The 22,828-nt window shown below is 71.6% G+C and carries 20 protein-coding genes; 12 read left to right on the top strand and 8 right to left on the bottom strand.

Annotation, left to right across the window (positions count from 1 at the left end):
- Positions 1-85 precede the first annotated feature (85 nt).
- A complete protein-coding gene (locus ACWEVS_RS11545) occupies positions 86-820 on the top strand; it encodes an isocitrate lyase/PEP mutase family protein (protein WP_449916802.1) in 735 nt (244 codons plus the stop codon).
- Positions 821-1,296: 476 nt separating this feature from the next.
- Positions 1,297-1,977: a hypothetical protein gene (locus ACWEVS_RS11540; protein ID WP_452551198.1), complete on the top strand. Its 681-nt coding sequence runs from the start codon at positions 1,297-1,299 to the stop codon at positions 1,975-1,977.
- A gap of 236 nt (positions 1,978-2,213) precedes the next feature.
- Here the strand turns inward: ACWEVS_RS11540 and ACWEVS_RS11535 are convergent, their stop codons facing one another.
- Positions 2,214-3,110 (bottom strand): ribonuclease Z, encoded by an 897-nt coding sequence (locus tag ACWEVS_RS11535; protein WP_452551345.1) that lies wholly within the window; start codon positions 3,108-3,110, stop codon positions 2,214-2,216.
- A gap of 328 nt (positions 3,111-3,438) precedes the next feature.
- Between ACWEVS_RS11535 and ACWEVS_RS11530 the strand changes: the two genes are divergently transcribed.
- The 7 genes from ACWEVS_RS11530 to ACWEVS_RS11500 all read left to right on the top strand — a co-directional run bounded on the left by ACWEVS_RS11530 (position 3,439) and on the right by ACWEVS_RS11500 (position 10,614).
- Positions 3,439-3,963, top strand: coding sequence for a methylated-DNA--[protein]-cysteine S-methyltransferase (locus ACWEVS_RS11530; RefSeq protein ID WP_452551196.1), 525 nt, complete (start codon positions 3,439-3,441; stop codon positions 3,961-3,963).
- 65 nt (positions 3,964-4,028) lie between these two features.
- Positions 4,029-4,922, top strand: a complete 894-nt coding sequence (gene miaA, locus ACWEVS_RS11525) for a tRNA (adenosine(37)-N6)-dimethylallyltransferase MiaA (protein WP_449916791.1) — start codon at positions 4,029-4,031, stop codon at positions 4,920-4,922.
- Positions 4,919-5,725, top strand: a complete 807-nt coding sequence (gene dapF / locus ACWEVS_RS11520) for a diaminopimelate epimerase (RefSeq protein WP_452551194.1) — start codon at positions 4,919-4,921, stop codon at positions 5,723-5,725. Before miaA ends, dapF begins: the two co-directional genes overlap by 4 nt.
- A 55-nt stretch (positions 5,726-5,780) precedes the next feature.
- Entirely contained in the window at positions 5,781-6,536 is a 756-nt protein-coding gene (locus tag ACWEVS_RS11515) for an SCO6745 family protein (RefSeq protein WP_354906627.1), read from the top strand.
- Between the two features lie 19 nt (positions 6,537-6,555).
- Positions 6,556-8,838, top strand: a complete 2,283-nt coding sequence (locus ACWEVS_RS11510) for a tetratricopeptide repeat protein (protein ID WP_449916784.1) — start codon at positions 6,556-6,558, stop codon at positions 8,836-8,838.
- Positions 8,839-9,597, top strand: coding sequence for an SDR family NAD(P)-dependent oxidoreductase (locus ACWEVS_RS11505; RefSeq protein WP_452551192.1), 759 nt, complete (start codon positions 8,839-8,841; stop codon positions 9,595-9,597).
- Between the two features lie 357 nt (positions 9,598-9,954).
- Positions 9,955-10,614 carry an HNH endonuclease family protein gene (locus ACWEVS_RS11500; RefSeq protein ID WP_449916781.1) on the top strand — a complete coding sequence of 220 codons (660 nt, stop codon included), beginning with the start codon at positions 9,955-9,957 and terminating at the stop codon, positions 10,612-10,614.
- 93 nt (positions 10,615-10,707) lie between these two features.
- On the opposite strand, the gene ACWEVS_RS11495 is transcribed toward ACWEVS_RS11500, so the two are convergent.
- Positions 10,708-12,612 (bottom strand): hypothetical protein, encoded by a 1,905-nt coding sequence (locus ACWEVS_RS11495; RefSeq protein WP_452551191.1) that lies wholly within the window; start codon positions 12,610-12,612, stop codon positions 10,708-10,710.
- Positions 12,613-12,643: 31 nt separating this feature from the next.
- Positions 12,644-12,856: a DUF2277 family protein gene (locus ACWEVS_RS11490; RefSeq protein WP_354906622.1), complete on the bottom strand. Its 213-nt coding sequence runs from the start codon at positions 12,854-12,856 to the stop codon at positions 12,644-12,646.
- A 74-nt stretch (positions 12,857-12,930) separates the two neighbouring features.
- On the opposite strand from ACWEVS_RS11490, the gene ACWEVS_RS11485 reads away from it, so the two are divergent.
- Entirely contained in the window at positions 12,931-13,824 is an 894-nt protein-coding gene (locus tag ACWEVS_RS11485) for an SPFH domain-containing protein (RefSeq protein WP_354906621.1), read from the top strand.
- Positions 13,825-13,833: 9 nt separating this feature from the next.
- On the opposite strand, the gene ACWEVS_RS11480 is transcribed toward ACWEVS_RS11485, so the two are convergent.
- The 5 genes from ACWEVS_RS11480 to aceB are packed head-to-tail and all read right to left on the bottom strand — an operon-like array spanning position 13,834 to position 20,099.
- Positions 13,834-14,577: an IclR family transcriptional regulator gene (locus ACWEVS_RS11480; protein ID WP_452412984.1), complete on the bottom strand. Its 744-nt coding sequence runs from the start codon at positions 14,575-14,577 to the stop codon at positions 13,834-13,836.
- Between the two features lie 2 nt (positions 14,578-14,579).
- The gene (locus ACWEVS_RS11475) at positions 14,580-15,836 is read right to left on the bottom strand and encodes a (Fe-S)-binding protein (RefSeq protein ID WP_452551189.1); all 1,257 of its coding nucleotides are present in this window, start codon (positions 15,834-15,836) and stop codon (positions 14,580-14,582) included.
- A 4-nt stretch (positions 15,837-15,840) separates the two neighbouring features.
- Positions 15,841-17,031: an FAD-binding oxidoreductase gene (locus ACWEVS_RS11470; protein ID WP_452551188.1), complete on the bottom strand. Its 1,191-nt coding sequence runs from the start codon at positions 17,029-17,031 to the stop codon at positions 15,841-15,843.
- Positions 17,031-18,473 (bottom strand): FAD-binding oxidoreductase, encoded by a 1,443-nt coding sequence (locus ACWEVS_RS11465; RefSeq protein ID WP_449916767.1) that lies wholly within the window; start codon positions 18,471-18,473, stop codon positions 17,031-17,033. The genes ACWEVS_RS11470 and ACWEVS_RS11465 overlap by 1 nt, the downstream gene beginning before the upstream one ends.
- 48 nt (positions 18,474-18,521) lie before the next feature.
- A complete protein-coding gene (aceB, locus tag ACWEVS_RS11460) occupies positions 18,522-20,099 on the bottom strand; it encodes a malate synthase A (protein ID WP_452551186.1) in 1,578 nt (525 codons plus the stop codon).
- 132 nt (positions 20,100-20,231) lie between these two features.
- Between aceB and ACWEVS_RS11455 the strand changes: the two genes are divergently transcribed.
- Entirely contained in the window at positions 20,232-20,930 is a 699-nt protein-coding gene (locus ACWEVS_RS11455) for a DUF4097 family beta strand repeat-containing protein (protein WP_452551184.1), read from the top strand.
- 117 nt (positions 20,931-21,047) lie between these two features.
- Entirely contained in the window at positions 21,048-22,493 is a 1,446-nt protein-coding gene (gene hflX, locus ACWEVS_RS11450) for a GTPase HflX (RefSeq protein WP_449917565.1), read from the top strand.
- The last annotated feature ends 335 nt before the right edge of the window (positions 22,494-22,828 follow it).

Raw genomic sequence — 22,828 nt, 5'->3', positions numbered from 1 at the left:
GGGCTCGTGACTCTCAGGGGGGCTCAGGTGTTTCGTCGCGGAGTGGCCCTTCAGCCGGGCGGGAGGCGTGCGTAGGGTCCGCGGCATGACGATCGTGACTGCCGCCGCCCGCCTGCGTTCCCTTCACGTGAAAGGGAGCCCGCTGATCCTGCCCAACGCGTGGGACGCCGCGTCGGCCGGAGCAGTGGAGCAGGCCGGCTTCCCCGTCGTGGCCACGGGCAGCGCGGCGGTGGCGGCGGTGCTCGGTTACGAGGACGGCGAGCGGACGCCGCCGGGGGAGATGTTCGCTGCCATCGCCAGGATCGCCAGGGCGGTCGGCGTCCCGGTGACGGCCGACGTCGAGCGCGGCTACGGGCTCAAGCCCGCCGAACTGGCCGAGCGCCTGGCCGAGTCGGGCGCGGTCGGCTGCAACCTGGAGGACTCCCGCGACGGCGTGCTGATCGACCCCGAGGAGCAGGCCGACTTCCTCGCCGCGGTGAAGGCGGCGGCCGGCGACGATCTCGTGGTCAACGCGCGCGTCGACACCTACGTGGCGGGCGACGGCAGCACCGCGGACGCCCTTCGCAGGGGCCGCCGCTACCTGGAGGCGGGCGTGGACTGCGTCTACCCGATCGGCGTCGCGGACGCCGAGGAGATCAGGACGCTGGCCGCCGAACTGCCCATCAACGTCTACTTCCGTCCCGGCGTCCCCTCGCTGTCCGAACTGGCCGCGTTCGGCGTCGCCAGGGTGAGCTACGGCCACGGCCTGCACCGGGCCGCCCACGCCTACGCCACGAGCCTGTTCGCGGCCGTCGCCGAAGGCCGCGACCCATACCAGTAGACCCGTACTCGCGGGAGGCACCCGCGGATCCGTGCCCGCGGGCCGTACCTTCAGGCCGAACCCGTGGGTTCGGCGCATGCAGGGCCGCGCATGTGTGGGGCGGCACCTGTAGGCTGCGCTTGCGCGGCCGCATGTGTGGGGCGGTACTTGTAGGGCTGCGCTTGTGGGGCCGCATGTTGGGGCGGCACTTGTAGGGCTGCGCGCTTGTGGGGCCGCATGTGTCGGGCGGTACTTGTAGGGCTGCGCTTGTGGGGCCGCGCTCGTCGGCCGCGCCTATGAGGCGGCTGCACCTGTGGGGTTGTGCCCGCGTGAGGTGATCCCAGCAGGCCCCAGTTTGAGGGGCCGTGCTCGTGGGTCCAGGCCGGTGGCCCGTGCTCGGGGCCTGTACCAGCGGACTGCGCGCGGGTGCGACGCCTGCCGTGGTCGATGGCACACGCGACATCCGGGTGTGGCGGCGGCTCGGTTAGCCTGGTCCGGTGCTTGTCGCCGCCGCGGTGTGCCCGCATCCGCCGTTGCTCGTGCCCGTGCTCGCCGGGGCCGCCGCCCCCGAGCTCGACGGCCTGCGCGCGGCCTGCGCCGCCGCGGTCGAGGCGACGCTCGCCGTCGAGCACGACAGGCTGGTGGTCGTGGGCGGCGGCCAGACCACCACGGCGTACGGCGGGCAGCCGGCGGGGACGCTGCGCCCCTGGGGTGTCGACGTCAGGGTGGGCGAGGGCGACCCCGTCCTGCCGCTGTCGCTGACCATCGGCCGCTGGCTGCTGGGCGACGAAGTGGCGGAGAGGGCGGCTTTCCACGAGATCGCGTTCGACGCGGAGCCGGGCGAGTGCCTGCGCCTGGGGGAGCGGCTCGTCGCGGAGGGGCGTACGGCGCTGCTGGTCATGGGCGACGGCTCGGCCTGCCTCACCGAGAAGGCGCCCGGCTACCTCGACCCCGCGGCGCAGCCGTACAACGACGCGATCGCGGCGGCGCTGGGTGCGGGTGACGCCGGCGCGCTGGCCGCGCTCGACCGCGACGAGGCTGCCGGGCTGTGGGTGGCGGGCAGGGCCGCGTTCCAGGTGCTGGCGGGCGCGGCGGAGGGCACCGCACCCCGGGGGGCGAGGCTGCTGGAGAGCATCGCACCCTACGGGGTGGGCTACTTCGTGGCCACCTGGGCCTGACGAAGGCGCCGGCCGGGGCCTGCGCTCGGCGCCATCGGCGTGACGGATGTGCCGGCTGGGGCCTGCGCTCGGTGCCGTCGGCATGACGGATGTGCCGGCTAGGGCCTGCGCTCGGCGTCGTCGGTATGACGGATGTGCCGGGCGTAGGCCGTCCATCATCGGCGGAGCACCGGGCCGCCTGCGCGGTTGGCGCTCATGGTGGCCGCGGCACCCGAGGCGCCGACGTGGTGAGGGGCTCAGCGTCGCCGGGGCACGGGGACGGTGGTGAAGTCGCGGGCGAGCACCACCTCGCCGGCGTAGCTGCGCCGCACCTCCTCCAGGAAGGCCGGCTCGTCGGCCGTGCTGTATCGCTCGGAGAAGTGGGTCAGCACCAGCCGCCTGACGCCCGCGCGGGCGGCGACCATCCCGGCGTCGAAGGCGGTCAGGTGACCGTACTCCTTGGCCAGCGCCGCCTCCGCCGACAGGAACGTCGACTCGATCACCAGCAGGTCCACGCCCTCGGCCAGCTCGAAGACCGCGTCGCAGAGCCGGGTGTCCATGACGAAGGCCACGGACTGCCCTGGGCGGGGCACGCTGCACTCCTCGAGCGTGACGCCGCGTAGCGAGCCGGTCCGCTGGAGCTCACCGATCTCCGGCCCCTTGATGCCGAACGCCTTGAGCCGGTCGGGCAGCATGCGCCGGCCGTCCGGCTCCTGCAGGCGGTAGCCGTACGACTCCATGGGGTGGGACAGGCGGCGCGCGGTCAGCCGCCCCACCACGGCCGTCTCGCCCGCGACGGGATGCTCGGTGATCCGGTCGGTGTCGGCGAAGGCGGCGGCGTGCCTGAGCCTGCGCCAGTAGGTGGTGCCGGAGGCCGGGAAGACCGCGCGCACCTCGTGCCTGACCTTGTCGCGTGCGATGCGCTGCACCACGCCGGGCACGCCCAGGCAGTGGTCGCCGTGGAAGTGGGTGACGCAGATCCAGTGGATGTCGTGCGCGCTGAGGCCCGCGTGCACCATCTGCCGCTGGGTGCCCTCGCCGGGGTCGAACAGCAGGCCCTGGCCGTCCCATCGCAGAAGGTAGCCGTTGTGGTTACGGTGTCTGGTAGGCACCGCGCTGGCGGTGCCCAGCACCACGAGTTCGCGCTCTGACACAAGCGCGATAGTAGGCGTTCGGCGCGGGCGTCGGTGTTTCGGGCCGACGAATGAGTTCGTGTAGACGCGCTGCTCCGACCAGTCGAGATGGGTGGGCAGCTCGACCACGCCGGTGGTAGGCCCGGCCAGTTCCTCGAGACCGACAGGCACGACGTACGGCCGGTGGGTGACGTATCGCAACCGGGGATTCACTCCTCCAGGCTGCCCGGTTCTCCCCGGCCCTGCACTTCATCACCGGCTCGTAGTCTGGGGGTACTCGAAAGAAATTTCTATCCGTTGTGGTTACGGTGTCTATGAGCCGAGCACCACGAGTTCGCGAGAGGACACGATGACCTCCCACCCGAGTCCCGAGGCGGTCACGGTCGCGTACGCCGATGTCCCGACGCCCGTCGGCAGGTTCACGCTGGCCGTCACGGAGGTGGGGCTGGTCGCGGCCGGCTGGGGTTCGCGTCCGCGCCTGAAGGACCTGGTCGAGGTTCACGACCCGGATCGCACGGCTGGCATCGTGTCGGAGTTGACCGAATATTTCGCGGGACGGCAGCGCGTGTTCGAGACGCCGGTCGACTGGCGGTTCATCGCCCCGACGCCGCGCCAGGTGCTCCAGGCGCTGCACCAGGTGCCCTACGGCACCGTCGTCACCTATGGGGAGCTGGCTCGCAGGGCGCAGTCGAGGGTGCCCGCCCGGGGGATCGGTTCGATCATGGGGGCCAACCCCATTCCGATCGTGGTGCCGTGCCACCGCGTGGTGGCGGGTAACGGGCTCGGCGGGTTCAGCGGCGGGGAGGGCGTCGAGACGAAGCGGTGGCTGCTCACCCACGAGGGCTACCTGCAGCCGACGCTGCTCGACCTCTAGCCGGGCGGTCCGTGCGGTCTCGCGGGTGGACCGGCCACACCCCGCGGCTTGTCACACTTGTCGGTGTGGGGAAGCAGCCTGTGATCGCCGTCGTCGGACCGACCGCGGCCGGAAAGTCCGATCTCGCCGTGGATCTGGCGCTCCGGCTGGGCGGGGAGTGCATCAACACCGACTCCATGCAGCTGTACCGGGGGATGGACATCGGTACCGCGAAGCTCGATGAATCCGAGCGTCGCGGCGTTCCGCATCATCTTCTGGACATCTGGGACGTCACGGTGACGGCGAGCGTGGCGGAGTACCAGCGGCTGGTGCGGCCGCTGATGGACCGCATCGACGTGCCGATCCTGGTGGGCGGCTCGGGCCTGTACGTCAGGGCGGCGCTGGACGACCTGGAGTTCCCCGGCACGGACGCCGGCATCAGGGCGGCCCTCGAGGCCGAGCTGGCCGAGCGCGGATCCGGGGTGCTGCACGCGCGGCTGCGGGAGAAGGACCCCGCCGCGGCCGCGGCCATCCTGCCGAGCAACGGCCGCCGGATCGTGCGTGCCCTGGAGGTCATCGAGCTGACCGGGCGGCCCTTCTCGGCCACCATGCCGTCCTACGACGCCGTCTACCCGAGCGTCCAGCTCGGTGTCGAGGTGCCGAGGCCGGTGCTCGACGAGCGTATCGAGTTGCGCGTCCGGCGCATGTGGGAGGCCGGGCTCGTCGACGAGGTGCGCGGGCTGCTCCCGCTCGGCCTGGCGCTGGGCCGTACGGCCGGCAGGGCCCTGGGGTACGCGCAGGTGCTGCGCTTCCTGGACGGCGAGTGGAGCGAGGAGCAGGCCTTCGAGGAGACGGTCAGGGCCACGCGCAGGTTCGCCAGGCGCCAGGAGTCGTGGTTCCGCCGCGACCCGAGGGTGGTCTGGCTGCCCTTCGACGCGCCGGACCTGCTCCAGCAGGCCCTGGATAGGGTTGAGGCATGAGATTCCTCAAGGGGCACGGCACCGACAACGACTTCGTCATCCTCCCCGATCCCGACGGAGCGCTCGACCTGCCTCCGGCCAGGGTGGCGGCGGTGTGTGACCGCAGGGCGGGCATCGGCGCGGACGGCGTGCTCCACGCGGTCAGGACCAAGCTCAGCCCGGAGGTCGCCGACCAGGCCGACCACGCCGAATGGTTCATGGACTACCGCAACGCCGACGGCAGCCTCGCCGAGATGTGCGGCAACGGCGTGCGCGTCTTCGCCCGCTACCTGGTCGACGCGGGGCTGGCCGAGCCGGGCGAGTTCGCCGTGGCGACGAGGGGCGGCACCAAGCGCGTCCGGCTGGCCGCCGACGGCGATGTGACCGTCGACATGGGCAAGCCGGTCGTGCTGGGCTCGAGCGTCACCGTCGTGAACGGTCAGGAGTACCAGGGGCTGCACGTCGACATGGGCAACCCGCACCTGGCATGCGCCATCGGCGACCCGGTCGTGCAGCTCGACCTCACCTACCAGCCCGCCTTCGACCCCGCGGTCTTCCCCAACGGCGTCAACATCGAGCTGCTGAACGCGGTGGGCCCGCGCAGGGCGCTGATGCGGGTGTACGAGCGCGGCTCGGGCGAGACCCGCTCGTGCGGCACCGGCGCGGTCGCCACGGCGGTCGCCGCGGCGCATCTGGCCGGGGAGAGCACCGGCACCTGGACGGTCGAGGTGCCCGGCGGGATCCTGACGGTCACGCTCGACGAGGACACCAGCTACCTGGCCGGGCCCGCCGTGATCATCGCGTCGGGGGAACTGGCGATCTGACCCGCACCCCGGAGGGCCCTTGCAGAACGATGTTCTGTTGGGTGATGCTTGCCGCATGGTCGACTCCAAGGGCGCCGCGGCGGCGGTGAAGGGCACCATCGGCAGGCTCGGCGGCGGTTTCATGATCTCCCGCGAGGCCAAGGAGCTGTGCGCGCGGACCGGCCTCGGCCCACGCGAGCTCTACTTCAGGGGTAGGTGCGGGGTCCTCGGCGAGGTCGACGCGGACGTCGTCACCTCCGTCGTGGTCTTCTTCCCGCCGGAGCACGTGCGTGAGAGCTGGGAGGGCGGCCGCAAGCTCCCCGTCGACGAGGCCGTCGCGCTCTACACCGGCGCCTGCCACGCCTGGGGCCGCCGCAAGCTCGGCGCGGTCGAGGGCTGCGACCGCATCGCCCACCTCCTGGAGAAGGTCGCCGGCGCCGCCTCCGTTCTGGGATCCCCGCTGTTCGCGGGCTGGCGGGCGGTGCCGCTGCCCGACGATCCGGTCGCCAGGGCCACCCAGCTCATGCACGTGGTCAGGGAACTGCGCGGCGGCCTGCACGCCGTCGCCGTCCTGGCCATGGGGCTCGATCCGCTGACCGCGGCGCTCGCCACCGACCACGAGGGCACGCCGCTGGGCCTGTCGTCCGGCCAGGACATGGCCCGCTTCATCACCTGGCCCGAGCCGTACCCCGCGGTCGCCGAGCCGGTCGTCGCCCGGCGGCGGGAGGCGGAGGAGCTGACGGACGAGCTGATGGCGCCCGCCTTCGCCGTCCTGACCGACGCGGAACGCGACGAGCTCGTCACCTTGATGCGTTTGGGGCACGTCCGTTGACCTGGCAGACTGGCTGCCCATGGACGTGGACATCTGGGCCTGGGTCGGCGAAACCCAGCAGCAGCTTTCCGAGGCGGGTAACGCCCCGTTCGCCATGGCGCTGGGCGACCTGCCTGCTCAGGCCTACGAGGGTCGATACCCGCAGCTCGACGTGATGGCCCCGGCCATCGCGCAGCAGGCGGAGAGCCTCGGCCTGCCGTGGCTCGAGTTCTACGCCCGTTACTGGCATCTGGTCGGCCGCATCGGCGACAGGGCCCAGGGCGCGGTCGCCATCGACGACGCCGAGGCGCTGCGGGCGTTCGCCCAGCGCGAAGACGTGCGTGACTGCCCGTCGGCTCCCGCGGCCGTGGAGGCGTACGCGATCACCCTCGCCAACGCCGACGGCCCCGGCTACGCCGACGAGCGCCTGGCCGCCCTCGGCCCGGCCATCGAGGCGGTCGAGCCGACCGACCCCGCTTACTCGGGCCTGATCACGCAGTACGTCGCGGCGCTGACCGACGCCGGCCGGGCCGACGAGGCCGTCGCCTACGCCGAGGCCGCCATCCAGCGCCTCGGAGCGGTCAGCCGGGAGGCCGGCTGGGAGCTCGGGGCCGAGAGCTCGCGCGCGCTGCTGGCCGCGGGCCGCGCCGACGACGCGCTGGCCGCCATCCAGTCCGCCGCCGACTTCAAGCCCGACGACCCGGTCGCCAAGCCCCACCGCGAGGGCGTGCGCCGTGCGCTGATCCTCGCCACGCTGGGGCGCACCACCGAGGCCGTCGACGCGCTGCCCGACCTCGACGTCGTCGGCAACCACCCGCGCGACTTCGTCGAGTGGGCGCAGGCCGTCGCCAAGCTGGCCGGCTCGGCGCAGATCACCAACACCTGGCAGCTCGGGCGCGTGCTCCGCCAGTGGATCGACTACTTCGGCATGATGGGCGGCTACCGCGCCCGCGTCGAGCTGGCCCTGGTGGCCGGCGACCTCGCCGTCGACAGGAAGGGCGTCTGGCAGGCCGAGCTGCTGGCCGACCTGGCCGAGCAGGCCTCGGCCGAGCTGCGCGCGGCCGAGGACGTGACCGAGCGGGTCGCCGCCCTGCGCGCCGCCGCCGCGGCCACCACGCCGCCCGAGGCCACGAGCCCGCTGGAGGAGCGCGTCGCCTACTTCGACGCCGCCGACGGCATCAACGCCAACCCCGAGGAGTGGGTCGGCTGGCTGGCCCCGCTGTCCGGCACCGACATCGAGGCCACTCGCCGGCACACCACCACGCTCGGCTTCCTGGGCTACCCCGCCACCGGCGCCGACATCTACTGGAAGATGCTCGTCGACACCGGCGGGACGGCCACCGCCGACCCGCAGGACGTCGACTTCCTGACCAACCTGCTCGTCGAGGCCCGCCAGGACGAGCGGCTGGAGCAGATGGCCGAGCTGCTGCCGGGCAAGCTCAAGCACCTCGCGCTCGCCAGGCTCCACATCGCCCGCGAGCGGTGGGAGCCGGCCGTCGCCGAGGCCGAGCAGGCGCTGGCCGCGGGTGCCGGCATCGAGGCGCGGCGCGCGCTGGCGGGCGCCAGCCAGCAGCTCGACCAGGACGCCAAGGGCGCCCAGGTGCTGCGCGAGGCTCTCGACACCGACGACATCACCGACGAGGACGTCTGGCGCATGATCGTCATGGCGACCTCGGCCGAAGACTGGGAGACCGTCCGCGTCGGCGCCAAGAAGATCGGCATGCCGGTCAAGTCGGCCGAGGGCCCGATCGAGGAGGAGCTGGGCCTGGTCAGGATCATCCTGCCGGCGCCCGACGGCGGCCAGCGCCAGGTGCTGTCCATCCGCACCGGTCCGGCCACCGCGCGGCTCGCCCTGCCGCAGCCGCGCGGCATGGAGTACAACGCGGGCGACCTGGTCGTCTTCGACCCGCAGCTGCTCGAGCCGGTTCCCGACGACCCGCAGGAGCAGCAGAACTTCGTGCCGCCGTTCGCGGCGGTCCGCATGCTCCGTCCCGGCGGCTACACCAGCTACTTCTTCGACGGCGCCGCGCCGAGCGAGGAGGACTGGGCCGAGTTCACCGAGGTCATGGCCGAGCGCGGCTGGCCGATGTGGGTCTACAGCGACGAGACCTACCAGGTCACCCACCCGACGACCGGCGAGCAGCTGCCCGGCGTGTTCGGCTGGGTCGCGGTGCCGCCCAACGTGTCGGCGGTCGAGGTCGACGCCCTGCTCGACGACGCCACCGAGCGGTGGGTCCACCCGCTGGCCTGGCTCGACCTGGCCAGGGAGGTCGACGTCGAGGTGGAGCGCCACGAGCGGATCGTGAAGGAGTACGGACTCTAGATGCTCGACAGGTTCAGCCTGCGCGGGAAGGTCGCGATCGTCACCGGTGCCTCCTCGGGGCTGGGCGTGGCCTTCGCGCGGGGGCTGGCCGAGGTGGGCGCCGACATCGTGATCGGTGCCCGTCGCAAGGACCGGCTGGAGGAGACGCGACGGCTGGTCGAGCAGACCGGGCGGCGGTGCGTGGCCGTACCGACCGACGTGACCGTCGTCGCCGACTGTGACGCGCTGGTCGAGGCCGCCATGTCCGCGTTCGGCGCCGTCGACGTCCTGGTCAACAACGCCGGCATCGGTACGGCGGTGCCCGCCACGCGGGAGACGCCCGAGCAGTTCCGCCAGGTCGTCGACATCAACCTGCACGGCACCTACTGGATGGCGCAGGCCTGTGGCCGGGTCATGCGTCCCGGCTCGTCGATCATCAATGTCGGCAGCGTCCTCGGCGAGACGACCGCGGGCCTGCCGCAGGCCGCCTACAGCGCCTCGAAGGCGGCGGTCGTCGGGCTGACCCGCGACCTGGCCCAGCAGTGGACGGGCCGCAAGGGCATCAGAGTCAACTGCCTGGAGCCCGGCTTCTTCCACTCGGAGATGACCGAGGCGTACCCGCCCGGCTACGTGGAGGCGATGCTGGAGGCACGCGTGCCGATGAAGCGGGTGGGCGAGGCCGCCGAGCTGGTCGCCGCGGCCGTCTTCCTGGCCAGCGACGCCGCCTCCTACGTCACCGGCGTGGTGCTGCCGGTCGACGGGGGTCTGCTCATCACCTGACCGCGCCGGTGCTGCCCGCCCAGCCCGGTCGGCCCCTGGGCCTGCTCAATTGACCATGCGCCGGGGCGGAGTGGTCAGGGGGCGGCTTGGAGCCGGACGTGCAGGTCGGTGGCGTCGGCGGGGGTCGGCTCGCCGTGCGGATCGGTGACCGCGGCCACGGTCAGGCCGGCGGCGGGGCAGGTTCAGGGCCTCCATGCGCTGGTGAAACGCGGTGGTGGCGATGCCTTGCTCGGCTGCCCGGTGCCGGAGGTGCTGCAGCATGTCCGCTGAGGAGTCGCGTCGGGGATCTCCCTGCGTTTGATACCTGGCTGACCAGATAGTCGAGGTCTTGACCGCTTTAATCCTAGAATTTTACGAATGAAGCGGATGTTGGCGGTTGTGCTGGCCTCGACGGCGATGGTGACGGGGTGCGGCACGTTGGCCGACGTCGACACCGAACCCCAGAAGGCCGCCTCGGGCGACGTCGCCCAGGCGCGCAAGGACCTCGACAAGCTCGAGGTCAAGGGACGGGCGCCGAAGACCGGATTCGAGCGGGAGAAGTTCGGTCCCGCGTGGGCGGACGTCGACCACAACGGGTGCGACACCCGCAACGACATCCTCAAGCGGGACCTGCGCGAGGAGACGTTCAAGCCGGGCACGCACGACTGCATCGTGCTGACGGGCGTCCTCGACGACCCCTACTCGGGCAAGAAGATCACGTTCAGGCGCGGCCAGGACACCAGCTCCGAGGTGCAGATCGACCACCTGATCCCGCTGTCGGACGCCTGGCAGAAGGGCGCGCAGCAGTGGTCGAAGGACAAGCGCAAGGAGTTCGCCAACGACCCGCTGAACCTGCTGGCCGTCGACGGTCCGCTCAACGGCCAGAAGAGCGACGCCGACGCGGCGACGTGGCTGCCGCCGCGCAAGGCCTACCGGTGCGCGTACATCGTCCGGCAGATCCAGGTCAAGACGAAGTACGCGCTGTGGGCGACCGCGGCGGAGAAGGCCGCGATGAAGGACATCCTGTCCGCCTGCTGACCGCCGGGCGGGGCCGAACCTGACGTGCCGGGCCGGCTGGGACCTGACGTGCCGGGCCGGCTGGGACCTGACGTGCCGGGCGGGGCCGGACCGTCATGCCGTCTCGGCGCTGAGGGCCTGCTTGGTCAGCCTCGCCTGCTGCCTGATCTGGCCCAGCACGACGGGGTTGACGCCCTTCACCGCGAACCTGGACACCATGTCGTCCATCAGCCCGAACGCCCGATCGAGGTCGCCCCTGCGTGCCACGGCGCGGGCCAGGCGGCGCGTCACCATGTTGAGGGTGATGTTGTCGATCGTCGCCTCCCTGGTCACCGCGCCGAGCAACGCGATGCTCTCGGCCGTGTCGGGCGGGCGCACGTGCAGCTTCTTGTCCGCGCCGACGTCCTTGAACTCGCGTTCGGCGTTCAGGCCCTTGACCATCCGGGCGTAGACGGCCAGCGGGTGGTCGCCGTACCTGTCGATGACCTCCTCCAGCGCCTGGTTGCCCGAGCGCAGCGCGGGGGAGTCGGAGCCGAGCAGCGAGAACAGCTTGCCCTGCTCCTCGCCCAGCATCAGCTCGCCCACCTGGTGGTCGTCGGTCGTGACCGGATGCCGCACCCGCACCAGGCAGGCGGCCGAGACGATGCGCGAGCCGTCGGCGCCGACGTACTGCCCGCGCACCTGGTAGTCGCCGGGCTGCTGGAAGTAGTGCCCGTCGCGGCCGTGGCCGATGTAGGCGCTGCGGTACATCGCCGGGTTGCCGGCGTCCAGCCGGATCTGAGGTGAGTCGTCCACGCAGTGGCGCATCATCGGGTGGTACAGGACCGTCCTGCCCGACGGCTGCGTGATGGAGATCTGGGTGAACTCGGTGTCGGGATGCAGGTGGCCGTGCGTGGTGCGCGGCGCGTCCGTGGCCGACAGCTTGAGCTCGACGACGACCGGCTCGCCGAAGCCGAAGGACTCCTTCGCCCGCACCTCCAGCCGCAACCCCGAGCGGTCGGCCACCGGCTGCTCGAACGGGTCGATCTCGGCGGCGCCCGTGCCGAACGCGTTGGCGCCCATGGCCACGTCGCGGAAGAAGCCGTGGCGCAGGTGGATCAGCTCGGCGTCGGTGAACTGGAACGGGAAGGCCTGCCAGTAGGCGCGCTCGCCGCCGGGCACGTAGTTCTGCACGTAGTTCATCCACGACAGGTCGCCGAAGCCGCCGTGCGGGCCGAGCGGCTGGGGCGGGCGAGCCAGGTTCTTCTGCCAGGAGTGCAGCAGGTTGAAGGCGTGGCCGAGCTCGTGCACGTAGGTGCGCAGCTGGGCGCGCTGCGCCTGCGGCGAGTCGCCCTTGATCGCGTCGTAGAAGACGGCCGCGCCCTGGCGCTGGCAGGCGTCGTTGTAGTCGAACATGATGCCGCGGAAGCCGCCGACGTGCCTGCTCGCCACCAGTAACCACACCCGCCAGGCGGCCTCGTCGCCGAACGAGGCGAACTGCCGGGTCATCGCGTTGTGCAGCTCGGCGTCGTCCCACGCCAGATCCTCGCCGGCGCCGTCCACGGGGATGACGCCCGGCTCGGCGACGCGCAGCTCCACGCCCGCCTCGGCGTACGCCTCCGCCACGGTCAGCACCCGCCGGCCCGAGGGGGTCGGCAGCGAGCCCGTGTCGTAGGACACGAACGGTACCGCCCCCGCCACCGAGTCCTGCTCCAGCAGCACGCTCCTGAAGTACGGCGAGACACGCTCGAGCGGGTAGGTCCTGCCCGCGACCGTCGCGGTGGCCGCCTCGGCGGTGACGGTGACCGTCACGTGCCGGTCGGGAGCGGTGAAGGTGAAGGCGCCCTGCCCCTCGATCCTGTCACCCTGCCGGGTGGTGGAGTGCACGACGAACGAGCCCTGGTAGGCGGTCGTCGCGCCGGTCGTGGTGAACAGGTCACCGCTGAGCCGTCCCGTCGGTCGCGCTCCGTCGACGTCGACCCTCAGGTCGAGCTGGGACTCGCGGTCGTGGCCGCGATACAGGCCGCTGATGGGGGGCATACGAGGAACATTCCCCCGCCCGGTGCGGCTGTCAATGGGCGCCGCGCACCCGCAGGCTCGCCAGCAGCTCCTCGGAGGCCTTGGTGACGGCCTCGACGGCGGCCTCGAAGGCAGCGGCGTTGTGGGCGGCGGGCGCGCGGAAGCCGGAGATCTTCCTGACGTACTGCAGCGCGGCGGCGCGCACGTCCTCCTCGGTGACGTCCTCCGTGTACGGCGGGCGCAGCGTCTTGATGCTTCTACACATGACTCGCACGCTACCTTCCCCGACCGACGTTCTCGGGGCGGGATCGTGAGCACGGCCCGCTAGTATCTCGCCGCGTGAGAAAGGGACTGTTAATCGCGGCAGTGGGCGCGGCGCTCGTCGCCCTGATCGTCGTCGCCACCGGCTTCTCCCGTGTCAGCACCGAACCCGACGAGGTCGTGCTCCACTACGCGGGCGGCACCTTCGAGGCGATCAAGTTCGAGCGCTGCATCAACCCCTCCAGCGGCGCCACCTGGCTCGGCCCTGGTGACACCGACTACCACTACCCCTTCGGCCAGCGGACCTTCGACTTCTCCGGATCGGACGAGGCGGAGTCCGGCGGGATCAGCATCGTGTCGAAGGACAACGTCGAGATGAAGGTCTCGGGCTCGGCGACCTTCACGCTCAACACCGACTGCAAGGTCCTCCAGCAGTTCCACGAGAAGATCGGCCGCAAGTTCGGCGCCTACTTCGACGACGGGGAGTCGCGCGGCTGGACCAAGATGCTCAACTTCTACTTCAAGCAGCCGCTCGACCGGGCGATGGACGCCGCCTCGCAGGAGTTCGAGTGGAAGAAGCTGTTCAACGACCCCACGGTCAAGCAGCAGTGGGAGCAGCGGGTCGGCCAGCTGGCCCGGCAGTTCATCAAGGAGACCGCGGGCGCGGAGTACTTCTGCCAGCCCAACTACGCGGGTGCCGGCGACTGCGGTGACGTGGTGCTGACCATCCAGAAGCCGCAGCCGCCGGACACCCTCATCAACGCCCTGGCCGCCGAGCAGGCCGCCAAGCAGCAGAACCTGGCCCAGCAGCAGATCAACGCCAAGGTGAAGACCGAGCTGGAGTCGATCCAGGACCTGGTCAGGGTGCTCGGGCCGAACGGCGCGATCCTGTGGAAGGCCATCCAGGACGGCAAGGTCGACGTGGTGCCCGTGCCGCAGAACGGCACGATCAACATCACGCCGAAGCGCTGAGGAGGGACCTCACCAACCGTTGGAGGAGCCCAGCTCGCGGCCGAAGTCGAGGGCGATCTTCCGCATGCCCTCGGCCAGCTCGTCGCGGTCGAGGGCCTCGATGCGCTCGGCGGGGCCCGAGACCGACATGGCGGCCACCACGCGGGCCCCGTCGTTCACCGGCACCGCCAGGCAGTGCACGCCGAGCTCCTCCTCCCCGAGGTCCATGGCGTAGCCCCGGTCCCTGACCGTGGCGAGCTCGGCGCGCATCGCCCCGGCGTCGGTGATGGTGTTCGCCGTGCGCCTGGGCATGCCGGTCCGCTCGAAGACGGCCATGGCCTCGCCGTCCGGGCGGTCGGCCAGCAGCACCTTGCCCACGGCCGTGCTGTGCGGCAGCACCCGCCTGCCCACTTCGGCGAACATGCGCAGCCGGCGCGGGGAGGGGACCTGCGCGACGTAGACGATGAAGTCGCCCTCCAGGACGGCGAGGTTGGCGGTCTCGCCCGACAGCTCGACCATCTTGGTCAGGTACGGCTGCGCCCACACCCCCACCATGCGCTCGGCCACCCCGCCCAGCCGTACCAGCGCGCCGCCCAGCGCGTACCTGCGGTCCGACTCCTGCCGCACGTACCCGCGGACCAGCAGCGTCTGCAGCAACCGGTGGATCGTCCCGTACGGCAGGCCGGTGCGGGCGGCGATCTCCGACAGGCCCGCTTCGCCGCCGTGCGCGGCCAGCGCCTCCAGGACGTCCAGCGCCCGGTCGACCGACTGCACGCTCACGCGCGCCTCCCCGCGGGAGCGCCGAGGACCGAGGGCGACACGCCGCGAAGGGAGGCGTCCAGCACCTCGGCCGTGTGCGCCACCCTGATCTGCTCGCCGCGCCGCCGCATCGCCGCCGCGATCTGCATCGTGCAGCCCGGGTTGGCCGACACCAGCAGCTCGGCTCCCGTCGAGCGCACCCGGGCCGCCTTCCTGTCGCCGAGGTCGCGCGCCGCCGCGGGCTGGAAGATGTTGTAGGTCCCCGCCGACCCGCAGCACAGGTCCGACTCGGGGATCTCCCGCAGCGACAGTTCGGGGATGCCGCGCAGCAGTTCCCGCGGCTGCCTCCTGATCCCCTGGGCGTGCGCCAGGTGGCAGGCGTCGTGGTAGGCCACGGTCACCGGCAGCGGATGCCGCTCGGCCACCGGCCCGAGCTCGGCCAGCCATTCGGCCAGGTCGACCGTCCTGATCGCGCGTGCCCTGGCGGCCCACTCCGGCCGGTCGCCGAGCAGCTCCGCGTACTCCTTCATCGACGAGCCGCAGCCCGCCGCGTTCACCACCACCGTGTCCACCCCGGCCCGCTCGAACATCCTGATCGTCCGCCTGGCGAAGCGCCTGGCCTGGTCCGGGCGCCCGGAGTGCACGCTCAGCGCGCCGCAGCACCCCTGGCGCGGCGGGATCACCACGTCGCACCCCTCCAGCGCCAGCACCCGCGCGGTGGCCGCGTTGACCTGGGGGAAGAACTCGCCCTGCACGCAACCGGTCAGCATCCCGACCACCGCCCTGCGCGGCCCGGCGGCCGTGACGCGGCGCGGCAGCCGCTGCCGCCTGACCGGCGGCGGCGTGAGGGCGACCATCGCGCCCAGGCTCGGATGCGCCCTTTCCAACAGCGGCTGCAGCCGCCTGGCGAGGCCGAGCGTCGGCCGCAGCGCGCGCAGCCTGCGGGGGTAGGGGAACAGGCCGAACACCAGCCCGCGCACCGCCCGCTCCTGCGGGTCGCGCACGTGCTCGCGCTCCACCACGGCGCGGGTCCGCTCGATCAGCCTGTCGTACTGGACGCCGGAGGGGCACGCGGTCACGCACGCCATGCAGCCCAGGCAAGCGTCGAAGTGTCCCGCCATGGCCGGGGTGAGGGCGGTGCCCTCGACGTGCTGGCCCATCAGGTGGATCCGGCCGCGGGGCGAGTCCATCTCCTCGCCCCACAGCACGTAGGTCGGGCACGTCGGCAGGCAGAACCCGCAGTGCACGCAATCCTTGATCAGCTCGGGGTCCATCCGCTCAGATCCCTCCCACGAACCTGCCGGGAGACATCCTGCGCCCGGGATCGAAACGTTCCTTCACGCGGCGCATCAGCGGCAGCGCGCTGATCTCACCCCACCGGTCCAGGCCCTGGCCCTGGTACGGCGGCGCGGCCAGCACCGTGACCCTGCCGCCGCACGTCCCCAGCCGCTCCCGCAGCGCCGCCACGGCCGCGGCCAGCCGCTCGCCGCCACCGAGCCACAGGGCTCCCGAGGCCAGCGAGCCGCGGGCCGTCGCGCCGAGACCGAGCGTCGCGCTCAGCACCTCGTCGGCGCGCGAGGCCGGGAAACGCACTTCCAGCAGCACCTCGTCGTCGGGCAGCGCCCCCCACCACGACGGGGCGCGGTCCTCGACCACGGCCGTGCCGCCGGAGGTCGCGCCGTCGACCAGGGCCGCGACGGCCCGCGCGCGGGGCTCGGCCGCGGTGCCCTCCACCAGGACCGCCAGCTCGGCCGCCGCCTCGTCGCCCGCCCGGTCGACCTCGATGGCCGCCGGCTCGGCCTGGGCGGCGGCCAGGGCCCGCAGGAGATCGGCGCCCTGTCCGGCCCGCGGGGCGGGGAAGCGGACCCAGCGCCGCTCGGCGGCGACCGGGTGGAGCCGGAAGGTCGCCTCGGCGATCACGCCGAGCGTGCCGTAGGAGCCGGTGAAGAGCTTGCCGAGGTCGTAGCCGGCGACGTTCTTGACCACCTTGCCGCCCGAGTGGGCGACGGTGCCGTCGGCCAGCACGACGGTGATGCCGATGAGCAGGTCGCGGGCGGTGCCGTACCGGAAGGCGCGGGGCCCGGCCGTCGCGGTGGCGAGGGTGCCGCCCACGGTGGCGCCCGCCACCGGGACGTCGAGCGCCAGCTCCTGACCCCGCGCGGCGAGGACGTCGGCGAGCGCGTCCATGGTGACGCCCGCCTGCGCCTTCGCCACCAGGTCGCCGGAGGCGTGCTCGACCACCCGGTTGAGACAGCAGGTGTCGAGCAGCACGTCGCACCGCTCGGGCGGCGGCCCCCAGTGCAGCTTGGAGCCCCCGCCGACGGGCACGACCGCGAGGTCGTCCGCGGCGGCCGCCTTCAGGACGGCGGCGACCTCCTCGGTCGTCTCAGGCAGCGCGACCCAGCGCGGGCGTACGCCCGCCACCTCGTCGCCGCGGTCCGCCTGCCTGACGGTGACCCCGCTCGGCATCACCACTGCTCCGCCTTTCCCGACTCGACCAGCGGGTGCACGCCCTTGCGCACGCCCGGCACCTCCCCGCACAGGCGCGGCGTGGGGAACACCTTGCCCGGGTTCGACAGCCCGCGCGGGTCGAAGGCGCACCTGACCAGCTGCATGGTGTCGAGATCCTCCGGCGAGAACATCCGCGGCATGTACCTGGCCTTGTCGACGCCGACGCCGTGCTCGCCGGTGATCGAGCCGCCGTGCTCGATGCACAGGTCGAGGATCCGGCCCGAGACGATCTCGGCCCGCTCTCCCGCCCCGGGCTCGGCGTCGTCGAACAGCACCAGCGGGTGCAGGTTGCCATCTCCGGCGTGGAAGACGTTGGCGACCTTGATGCCGTGCTCGCGGGAGAGCCTGTCGATGCCGGCCAGCACCTCGGGCAGCGCCGTGCGCGGCACCACCCCGTCCTGCACGATGTAGGCGGGGCTGATGCGCCCGACGGCGGCGAACGCCGACCGGCGGCCCTTCCAGATGGCCGCCCGCTCCTCGGGCCCCGCGGCCACCCGCAGCTCGAAGGCGCCCGAACAGATCTTCTCCAGCTGCTCGAACTGCCTGTCGACCTCCACCTGCGGCCCGTCCAGCTCCACGATCAGCACCGCGCCCGCGCCCTCCGGGTAGCGGCAGGCCACGGCGGCCTCGGCGGCGGCGATGGCCAGCGCGTCCATCATCTCGATCGCGGCCGGCACGATGCCCGCCGCGATGATCGCCGAGACCGCCTCCCCGCCGCGCTCGATGCCGTCGAAGGCGGCCAGCACCGTGGTCACGGTCTCGGGGGCGCGGCTGAGCCGTACGGTGACCTTGGTCGTGATCCCCAGCGTGCCCTCCGAGCCGATGAACGCGCCGAGCAGGTCGTAGCCGGGGTCACGGCGGTCCAGCACCACGATGTCGCCGTCGGGCGTGACGATCTCGCAGGCCTCGACGTGGTTGACGGTGAAGCCGTACTTCAGGCAGTGCGCGCCGCCGGAGTTCTCCGCCACGTTGCCGCCGATCGAGCAGATCTGCTGGCTGGAGGGGTCGGGCGCGTAGTAGTAGCCCTGGTCGCGGACCGCCTCCGTGATCGCCAGGTTCGTCACGCCCGGCTCCACGACCGCCCGGCGGTTGGGCAGGTCGATCTCGAGGACGGCGCGCATCCTCGAGGTGACGATCAGCACGCCGTCGGTGCGGGGGAGCGCGCCGCCGGACAGGCCGGTGCCCGAGCCGCGCGCCACGAACGGCACGCCGTGCTCGTTGCACAGCCTGACCACCGCCGCGATCTGCTCGGCGCTCTCCGGCAGGACGACGACGCCGGGCATGGCCCGGTGATAGGTGAGGCCGTCGCACTCGTAGGTGCGCAGCCGCACCGGGTCGGTGATCACCGAGTCCGCGGGCAGCAGCGCGCGCAGGTCCTCGGTGAGCGCGGTCGAGATCATGGTCACCTCCCCGGGACCGGTCGCCGACGCCGGCCCCGGTGCAGAAAGCTACGGCATGCGGGCATAAGCGGGGAGAGTGAGGAACTCGGCGAAGTCGTCGTCGAGCGCGACCTCCTTGAACAGCGCCTCCGCCTGGCCGTACAGGTGCTCGTCGTAGCCGGGCTCGGCGGCGATCCTGGCGAGCTCCTCCGCGATGATCCGCTCGACCAGCTCCTTGGTCACCGGCTGCCCGGTGTCGGCGAGCGTGATGCCGTTGTGGATCCACTGCCAGATCTGCGAGCGGGAGATCTCCGCGGTGGCGGCGTCCTCCATGAGGTTGTGGATCGCGACCGCGCCGAGCCCGCCCATCCAGGCGGCCAGGTAGCGCAGGGCGACGTCGACGTTGTTGCGCAGGCCGTTCTCTGTGATGTCGCCGGGGGTGGCGGAGACGTTGAGCAGGTCGGCGGCCGAGACCTCGACGTCCTCGCGCAGCCTGTCGAGCTGGTTGGGGCGGTCGCCGAGCACCGCGGTGAAGACATCGCGGCAGATCGGCACCAGGTCGGGGTGGGCCACCCACGAGCCGTCGAAGCCGTCGCCGGACTCCCGCGTCTTGTCGGCCCTGACCTTGTCCAGCGCCACGGCGTTGACCTCGGGGTCCCTGCGGCTGGGGATGAAGGCCGCCATGCCGCCGATGGCGTGGGCGCCGCGCTTGTGGCAGGTGCGCACGAGCAGTTCGGTGTAGGCGCGCATGAACGGGGCGGTCATCGTCACGGCGTTGCGCTCGGGCAGCAGGAACTCCCGGCCCCTGGTGCGGAACTTCTTGATGACGCTGAACAGGTAGTCCCAGCGTCCGGCGTTGAGCCCGGCGGAGTGGTCGCGCAGCTCGTAGAGGATCTCCTCCATCTCGAAGGCCGCCGGATAGGTCTCGATCAGGACGGTCGCCCTGATGGTGCCGTTGTCCAGGCCGAGGGCGCGCTGGGCGTGCACGAAGACGTCGTTCCAGAGGCGGGCCTCCAGGTGCGACTCCATCTTCGGCAGGTAGAAGTACGGGCCCTTGCCCTTGGCCAGCTGCCTGGAGGCGCAGTGGAAGAAGTACAGGCCGAAGTCGAACAGCGAGGCCGAGACCTGCTGACCGTCGACCAGGGCGTGCTTCTCGTCGAGGTGCCAGCCGCGCGGCCGCACGACGATCGTGGCCAGCTCCGCGTCGGGCTTGAGGGCGTAGCTCTTGCCGCCGGTCTCGAAGTCGATCACACGGTCGAGCGCGTCGCGCAGGTTGAGCTGCCCGCTGACGCAGTTGTCCCAGAGCGGGGAGTTGGCGTCCTCGAAGTCGGCCAGCCACACCTTGGCGCCGGAGTTGAGGGCGTTGATGGTCATCTTGCGGTCGACCGGCCCGGTGATCTCGACCCTGCGGTCCTCCAGGCCTGGGGCGGGCGGCGCGACCCGCCACTCGCCCTCCCTGACCTGCTTGGTCTCGGGCAGGAAGTCGAGCGTGCCGCCGGCCGCCAGCTCGGCCTGCCTGGCCTGCCGCGCCTCGAGGAGCTCCAGGCGCCTCGCGTCGAACTTCCGGTGGAGCTCCGCCACGAAGGCCAGCGCCTCCGGCGTGAGGATCTCCTCGAACCGGTCGTGCATGGGGCCGGTGATCTCCATAGGAGCCTCTTTCCGCATTGTGGAAAATAAGTTCTGGATTATGGAAGTGACGCTACTTCACAGGGTTGGTCCGGGACAAGGTAAGGGCGATCCCCGATGCTGCCTTTCCCATCGCCGGAGCAGCATGGAGACATGAGGACGAAAGGCCTGGTGGCTCTGGGTGCGCTGGTGTTGGCCACGACCGCGTTGACCGGCTGCGGCAGTGGATTCATGGCGATGAGCGGGCCCGCCGACGAGAAGACCGAGACCTACGAGGTGAAAGACAAGGTCGCGGTTCTGGACGTGATGAGCGGCGCCGGCGACATCGTGATCAACGAGACCGGCAGGACCGGGATCAAGGTCACCGAGAAGCAGCACTGGCGTGACCACGAGCCCGAGACCACGCACGAGGTGAAGGGCGACACCCTTGAACTGCGCTACAACTGCGCGCGCGGCGACAGCTGCTGGGTGGACTACACGATCGAGGTGCCGAAGGGCCTGCGGATCGCGGCCGAGGCCGGGTCGGGCGACGTCACGATGCGTTCCCTGACGGGCGAGGTCGAGGCCAAGGCGGGCTCGGGCACGATCGACGCCAACAACCTCGGCGGCAAGCGCGTCCTCGCGGAGACCGGCTCGGGCGGCGTCGAACTGAGGTTCACCAACCCGCCCGACAGCGTCGAGGCGCAGGCCGGCTCCGGCGACGTCACGCTCTACCTGCCCAACGTCCCCTACGACGTCGTCACCGAGGTCGGTTCCGGCGACGCCCAGGTGAAGGTGACCGACGACTCGAGCTCGCCGCGCAAGGTCAGCGTCCGCACGGGCTCGGGCGACGCGCGCGTCCTGCCTCGTTGACCGGTTCCGCAGTCTCGTCGACGTAGGCCTGCCTCGTTGATTAACCAGGTGACTGACCGGCCGGCCGTCGGGGATGATTCTGAGACATCCGAACGTTGCCTCCTAGAGATGACACGAATGCACAACGACTCCCGTACTCGCTACACGCGTGACTCCGCCGCCACCTTCGCCACCGACGACGTCGAGATCGGCGAGCTGGATCTGGAAGAGCGCCATGCGCTCCGCCGTGTGGCGGGCCTGTCCACCGAACTCCAGGACGTCACCGAGGTCGAGTACCGCCAGCTACGGCTGGAGCGGGTCGTCCTCGTGGGCGTGTGGACCTCAGGCACGGCGGCCGAGGCGGACAACTCGCTCCTGGAGCTCAAGCTCCTGGCCGAGACCGCCGGCTCGGAGGTCCTCGAGGGCCTCATCCAGCGGCGGCAGAGCCCCGATCCGGCCACCTACATCGGCTCGGGCAAGGCGCTCGAGCTGCGCGACGTGGTCGAGGCGACGGGCGCCGACACCGTGATCTGCGACGGCGAGCTGAGCCCCGGCCAGCTCCGCCAGCTCGAGGAAGTGGTGAAGGTCAAGGTCATCGACCGCACGGCGCTGATCCTCGACATCTTCGCCCAGCACGCCAAGAGCCGCGAGGGCAAGGCCCAGGTCGAGCTGGCCCAGCTGCAGTACCTGCTGCCGCGCCTGCGCGGCTGGGGCGGCAACCTGTCCAGGCAGGTCGGCGGTCGCGCCGCCGGCGGCGTGGGCATCGGCGGTCGCGGTCCCGGTGAGACCAAGATCGAGCTGGACCGGCGCCGCATCCGCGAGCGCATGGCCAAGCTCCGCCGCCAGATCGCCGGCATGTCCACCGCGCGCGAGACCATGCGCGCGCACCGCTCGGGCCGCGAGGTCCCGGCCGTCGCCATCGCCGGCTACACCAACGCGGGCAAGTCCTCGCTGCTCAACCGCGTCACCGGCGCGGGCGTGCTGGTCGAGGACGCGCTGTTCGCCACCCTCGACCCGACCGTGCGCAGGGCGCGCACGCCGGAGGGCAGGCTGTTCACGATCGCCGACACCGTCGGTTTCGTCCGGCTGCTGCCGACCCAGCTGGTCGAGGCGTTCCGCTCCACGCTGGAGGAGGTCGCCGACGCCGACCTGATCCTCCACGTCGTCGACGGCTCGCACCCCGACCCGGAGGGCCAGCTCAGCGCGGTCCGCCAGGTCTTCTCCGAGATCGACGGCGCGCTCGACGTGCCCGAGATCGTGGTGATCAACAAGGCCGACGCCGCCGACCAGGACGTGCTCGACAGGCTGGTCAGGGCCGAGCGCAACAGCGTCGTCGTCTCCGCCCGCACGGGCGAGGGGATCGGCGAGCTGACGGCCATGATCGAGAGTCAGCTGCCGGTGCTCGACCACGAGGTGTTCCTGCTCGTGCCGTACGGCAGGGGGGACCTGATCTCCCGCGCGCACACGGAGGGTGAGGTGATCTCCGTCGAGCACGTGGGCGACGGCACCGTCCTCCACGCTCGCGTGCCGTCGAGCCTCCTGCACGAACTGGTGGAGGTCGGCAAGCCCGTCGAACGGGTCTGAGCTGCGAGAATCGCGCGGGGATTCCCCGCGCGATTCTCACATTTTCGGGCAAAACCACGGTGGTCCTTGAACGTTTGGATTGCTACCATAAGTCAAGCCTTACCGACACTGATGGCGCGGGTATCGAGATGGCTGCTGCGAGTGATGTCACCTGCGGGGGCCGAAAGGGACGGACGGGGCCGAGCTGCTCCAAGAGGCGCAGACGCCGTTGTGATGCGCGGGCTTTCTTCCGAATAACCCTGTACAGCAAGCCGACCTGTGAAATAACGTAACTGAACTGAAATCGTCGGATCATGAGCCCGGCGACCGGTCACCGCACGAGCGCTGCGGATGAG

The organism is Nonomuraea sp. NPDC003754 (assembly GCF_053605785.1).
This window is presented reverse-complemented; position numbering and strand designations above follow the sequence as displayed.

Bases quoted from the DNA above. Each gene is read 5' to 3' on its own strand.
- ACWEVS_RS11475 (WP_452551189.1), bottom strand. From the start codon at position 15,836: ATGGACCCCGAGCTGATCAAGGATTGCGTGCACTGCGGGTTCTGCCTG.
- ACWEVS_RS11505 (WP_452551192.1), top strand. From the start codon at position 8,839: ATGCTCGACAGGTTCAGCCTGCGCGGGAAGGTCGCGATCGTCACCGGT.
- ACWEVS_RS11530 (WP_452551196.1), top strand. From the start codon at position 3,439: ATGACCTCCCACCCGAGTCCCGAGGCGGTCACGGTCGCGTACGCCGAT.
- ACWEVS_RS11500 (WP_449916781.1), top strand. From the start codon at position 9,955: ATGAAGCGGATGTTGGCGGTTGTGCTGGCCTCGACGGCGATGGTGACG.
- ACWEVS_RS11495 (WP_452551191.1), bottom strand. From the start codon at position 12,612: ATGCCCCCCATCAGCGGCCTGTATCGCGGCCACGACCGCGAGTCCCAG.
- ACWEVS_RS11510 (WP_449916784.1), top strand. From the start codon at position 6,556: ATGGACGTGGACATCTGGGCCTGGGTCGGCGAAACCCAGCAGCAGCTT.
- ACWEVS_RS11470 (WP_452551188.1), bottom strand. From the start codon at position 17,031: ATGCCGAGCGGGGTCACCGTCAGGCAGGCGGACCGCGGCGACGAGGTG.
- ACWEVS_RS11490 (WP_354906622.1), bottom strand. From the start codon at position 12,856: ATGTGTAGAAGCATCAAGACGCTGCGCCCGCCGTACACGGAGGACGTC.
- ACWEVS_RS11515 (WP_354906627.1), top strand. From the start codon at position 5,781: ATGGTCGACTCCAAGGGCGCCGCGGCGGCGGTGAAGGGCACCATCGGC.
- hflX (WP_449917565.1), top strand. From the start codon at position 21,048: ATGCACAACGACTCCCGTACTCGCTACACGCGTGACTCCGCCGCCACC.
- dapF (WP_452551194.1), top strand. From the start codon at position 4,919: ATGAGATTCCTCAAGGGGCACGGCACCGACAACGACTTCGTCATCCTC.
- aceB (WP_452551186.1), bottom strand. From the start codon at position 20,099: ATGGAGATCACCGGCCCCATGCACGACCGGTTCGAGGAGATCCTCACG.
- ACWEVS_RS11545 (WP_449916802.1), top strand. From the start codon at position 86: ATGACGATCGTGACTGCCGCCGCCCGCCTGCGTTCCCTTCACGTGAAA.
- ACWEVS_RS11465 (WP_449916767.1), bottom strand. From the start codon at position 18,473: ATGATCTCGACCGCGCTCACCGAGGACCTGCGCGCGCTGCTGCCCGCG.
- ACWEVS_RS11455 (WP_452551184.1), top strand. From the start codon at position 20,232: ATGAGGACGAAAGGCCTGGTGGCTCTGGGTGCGCTGGTGTTGGCCACG.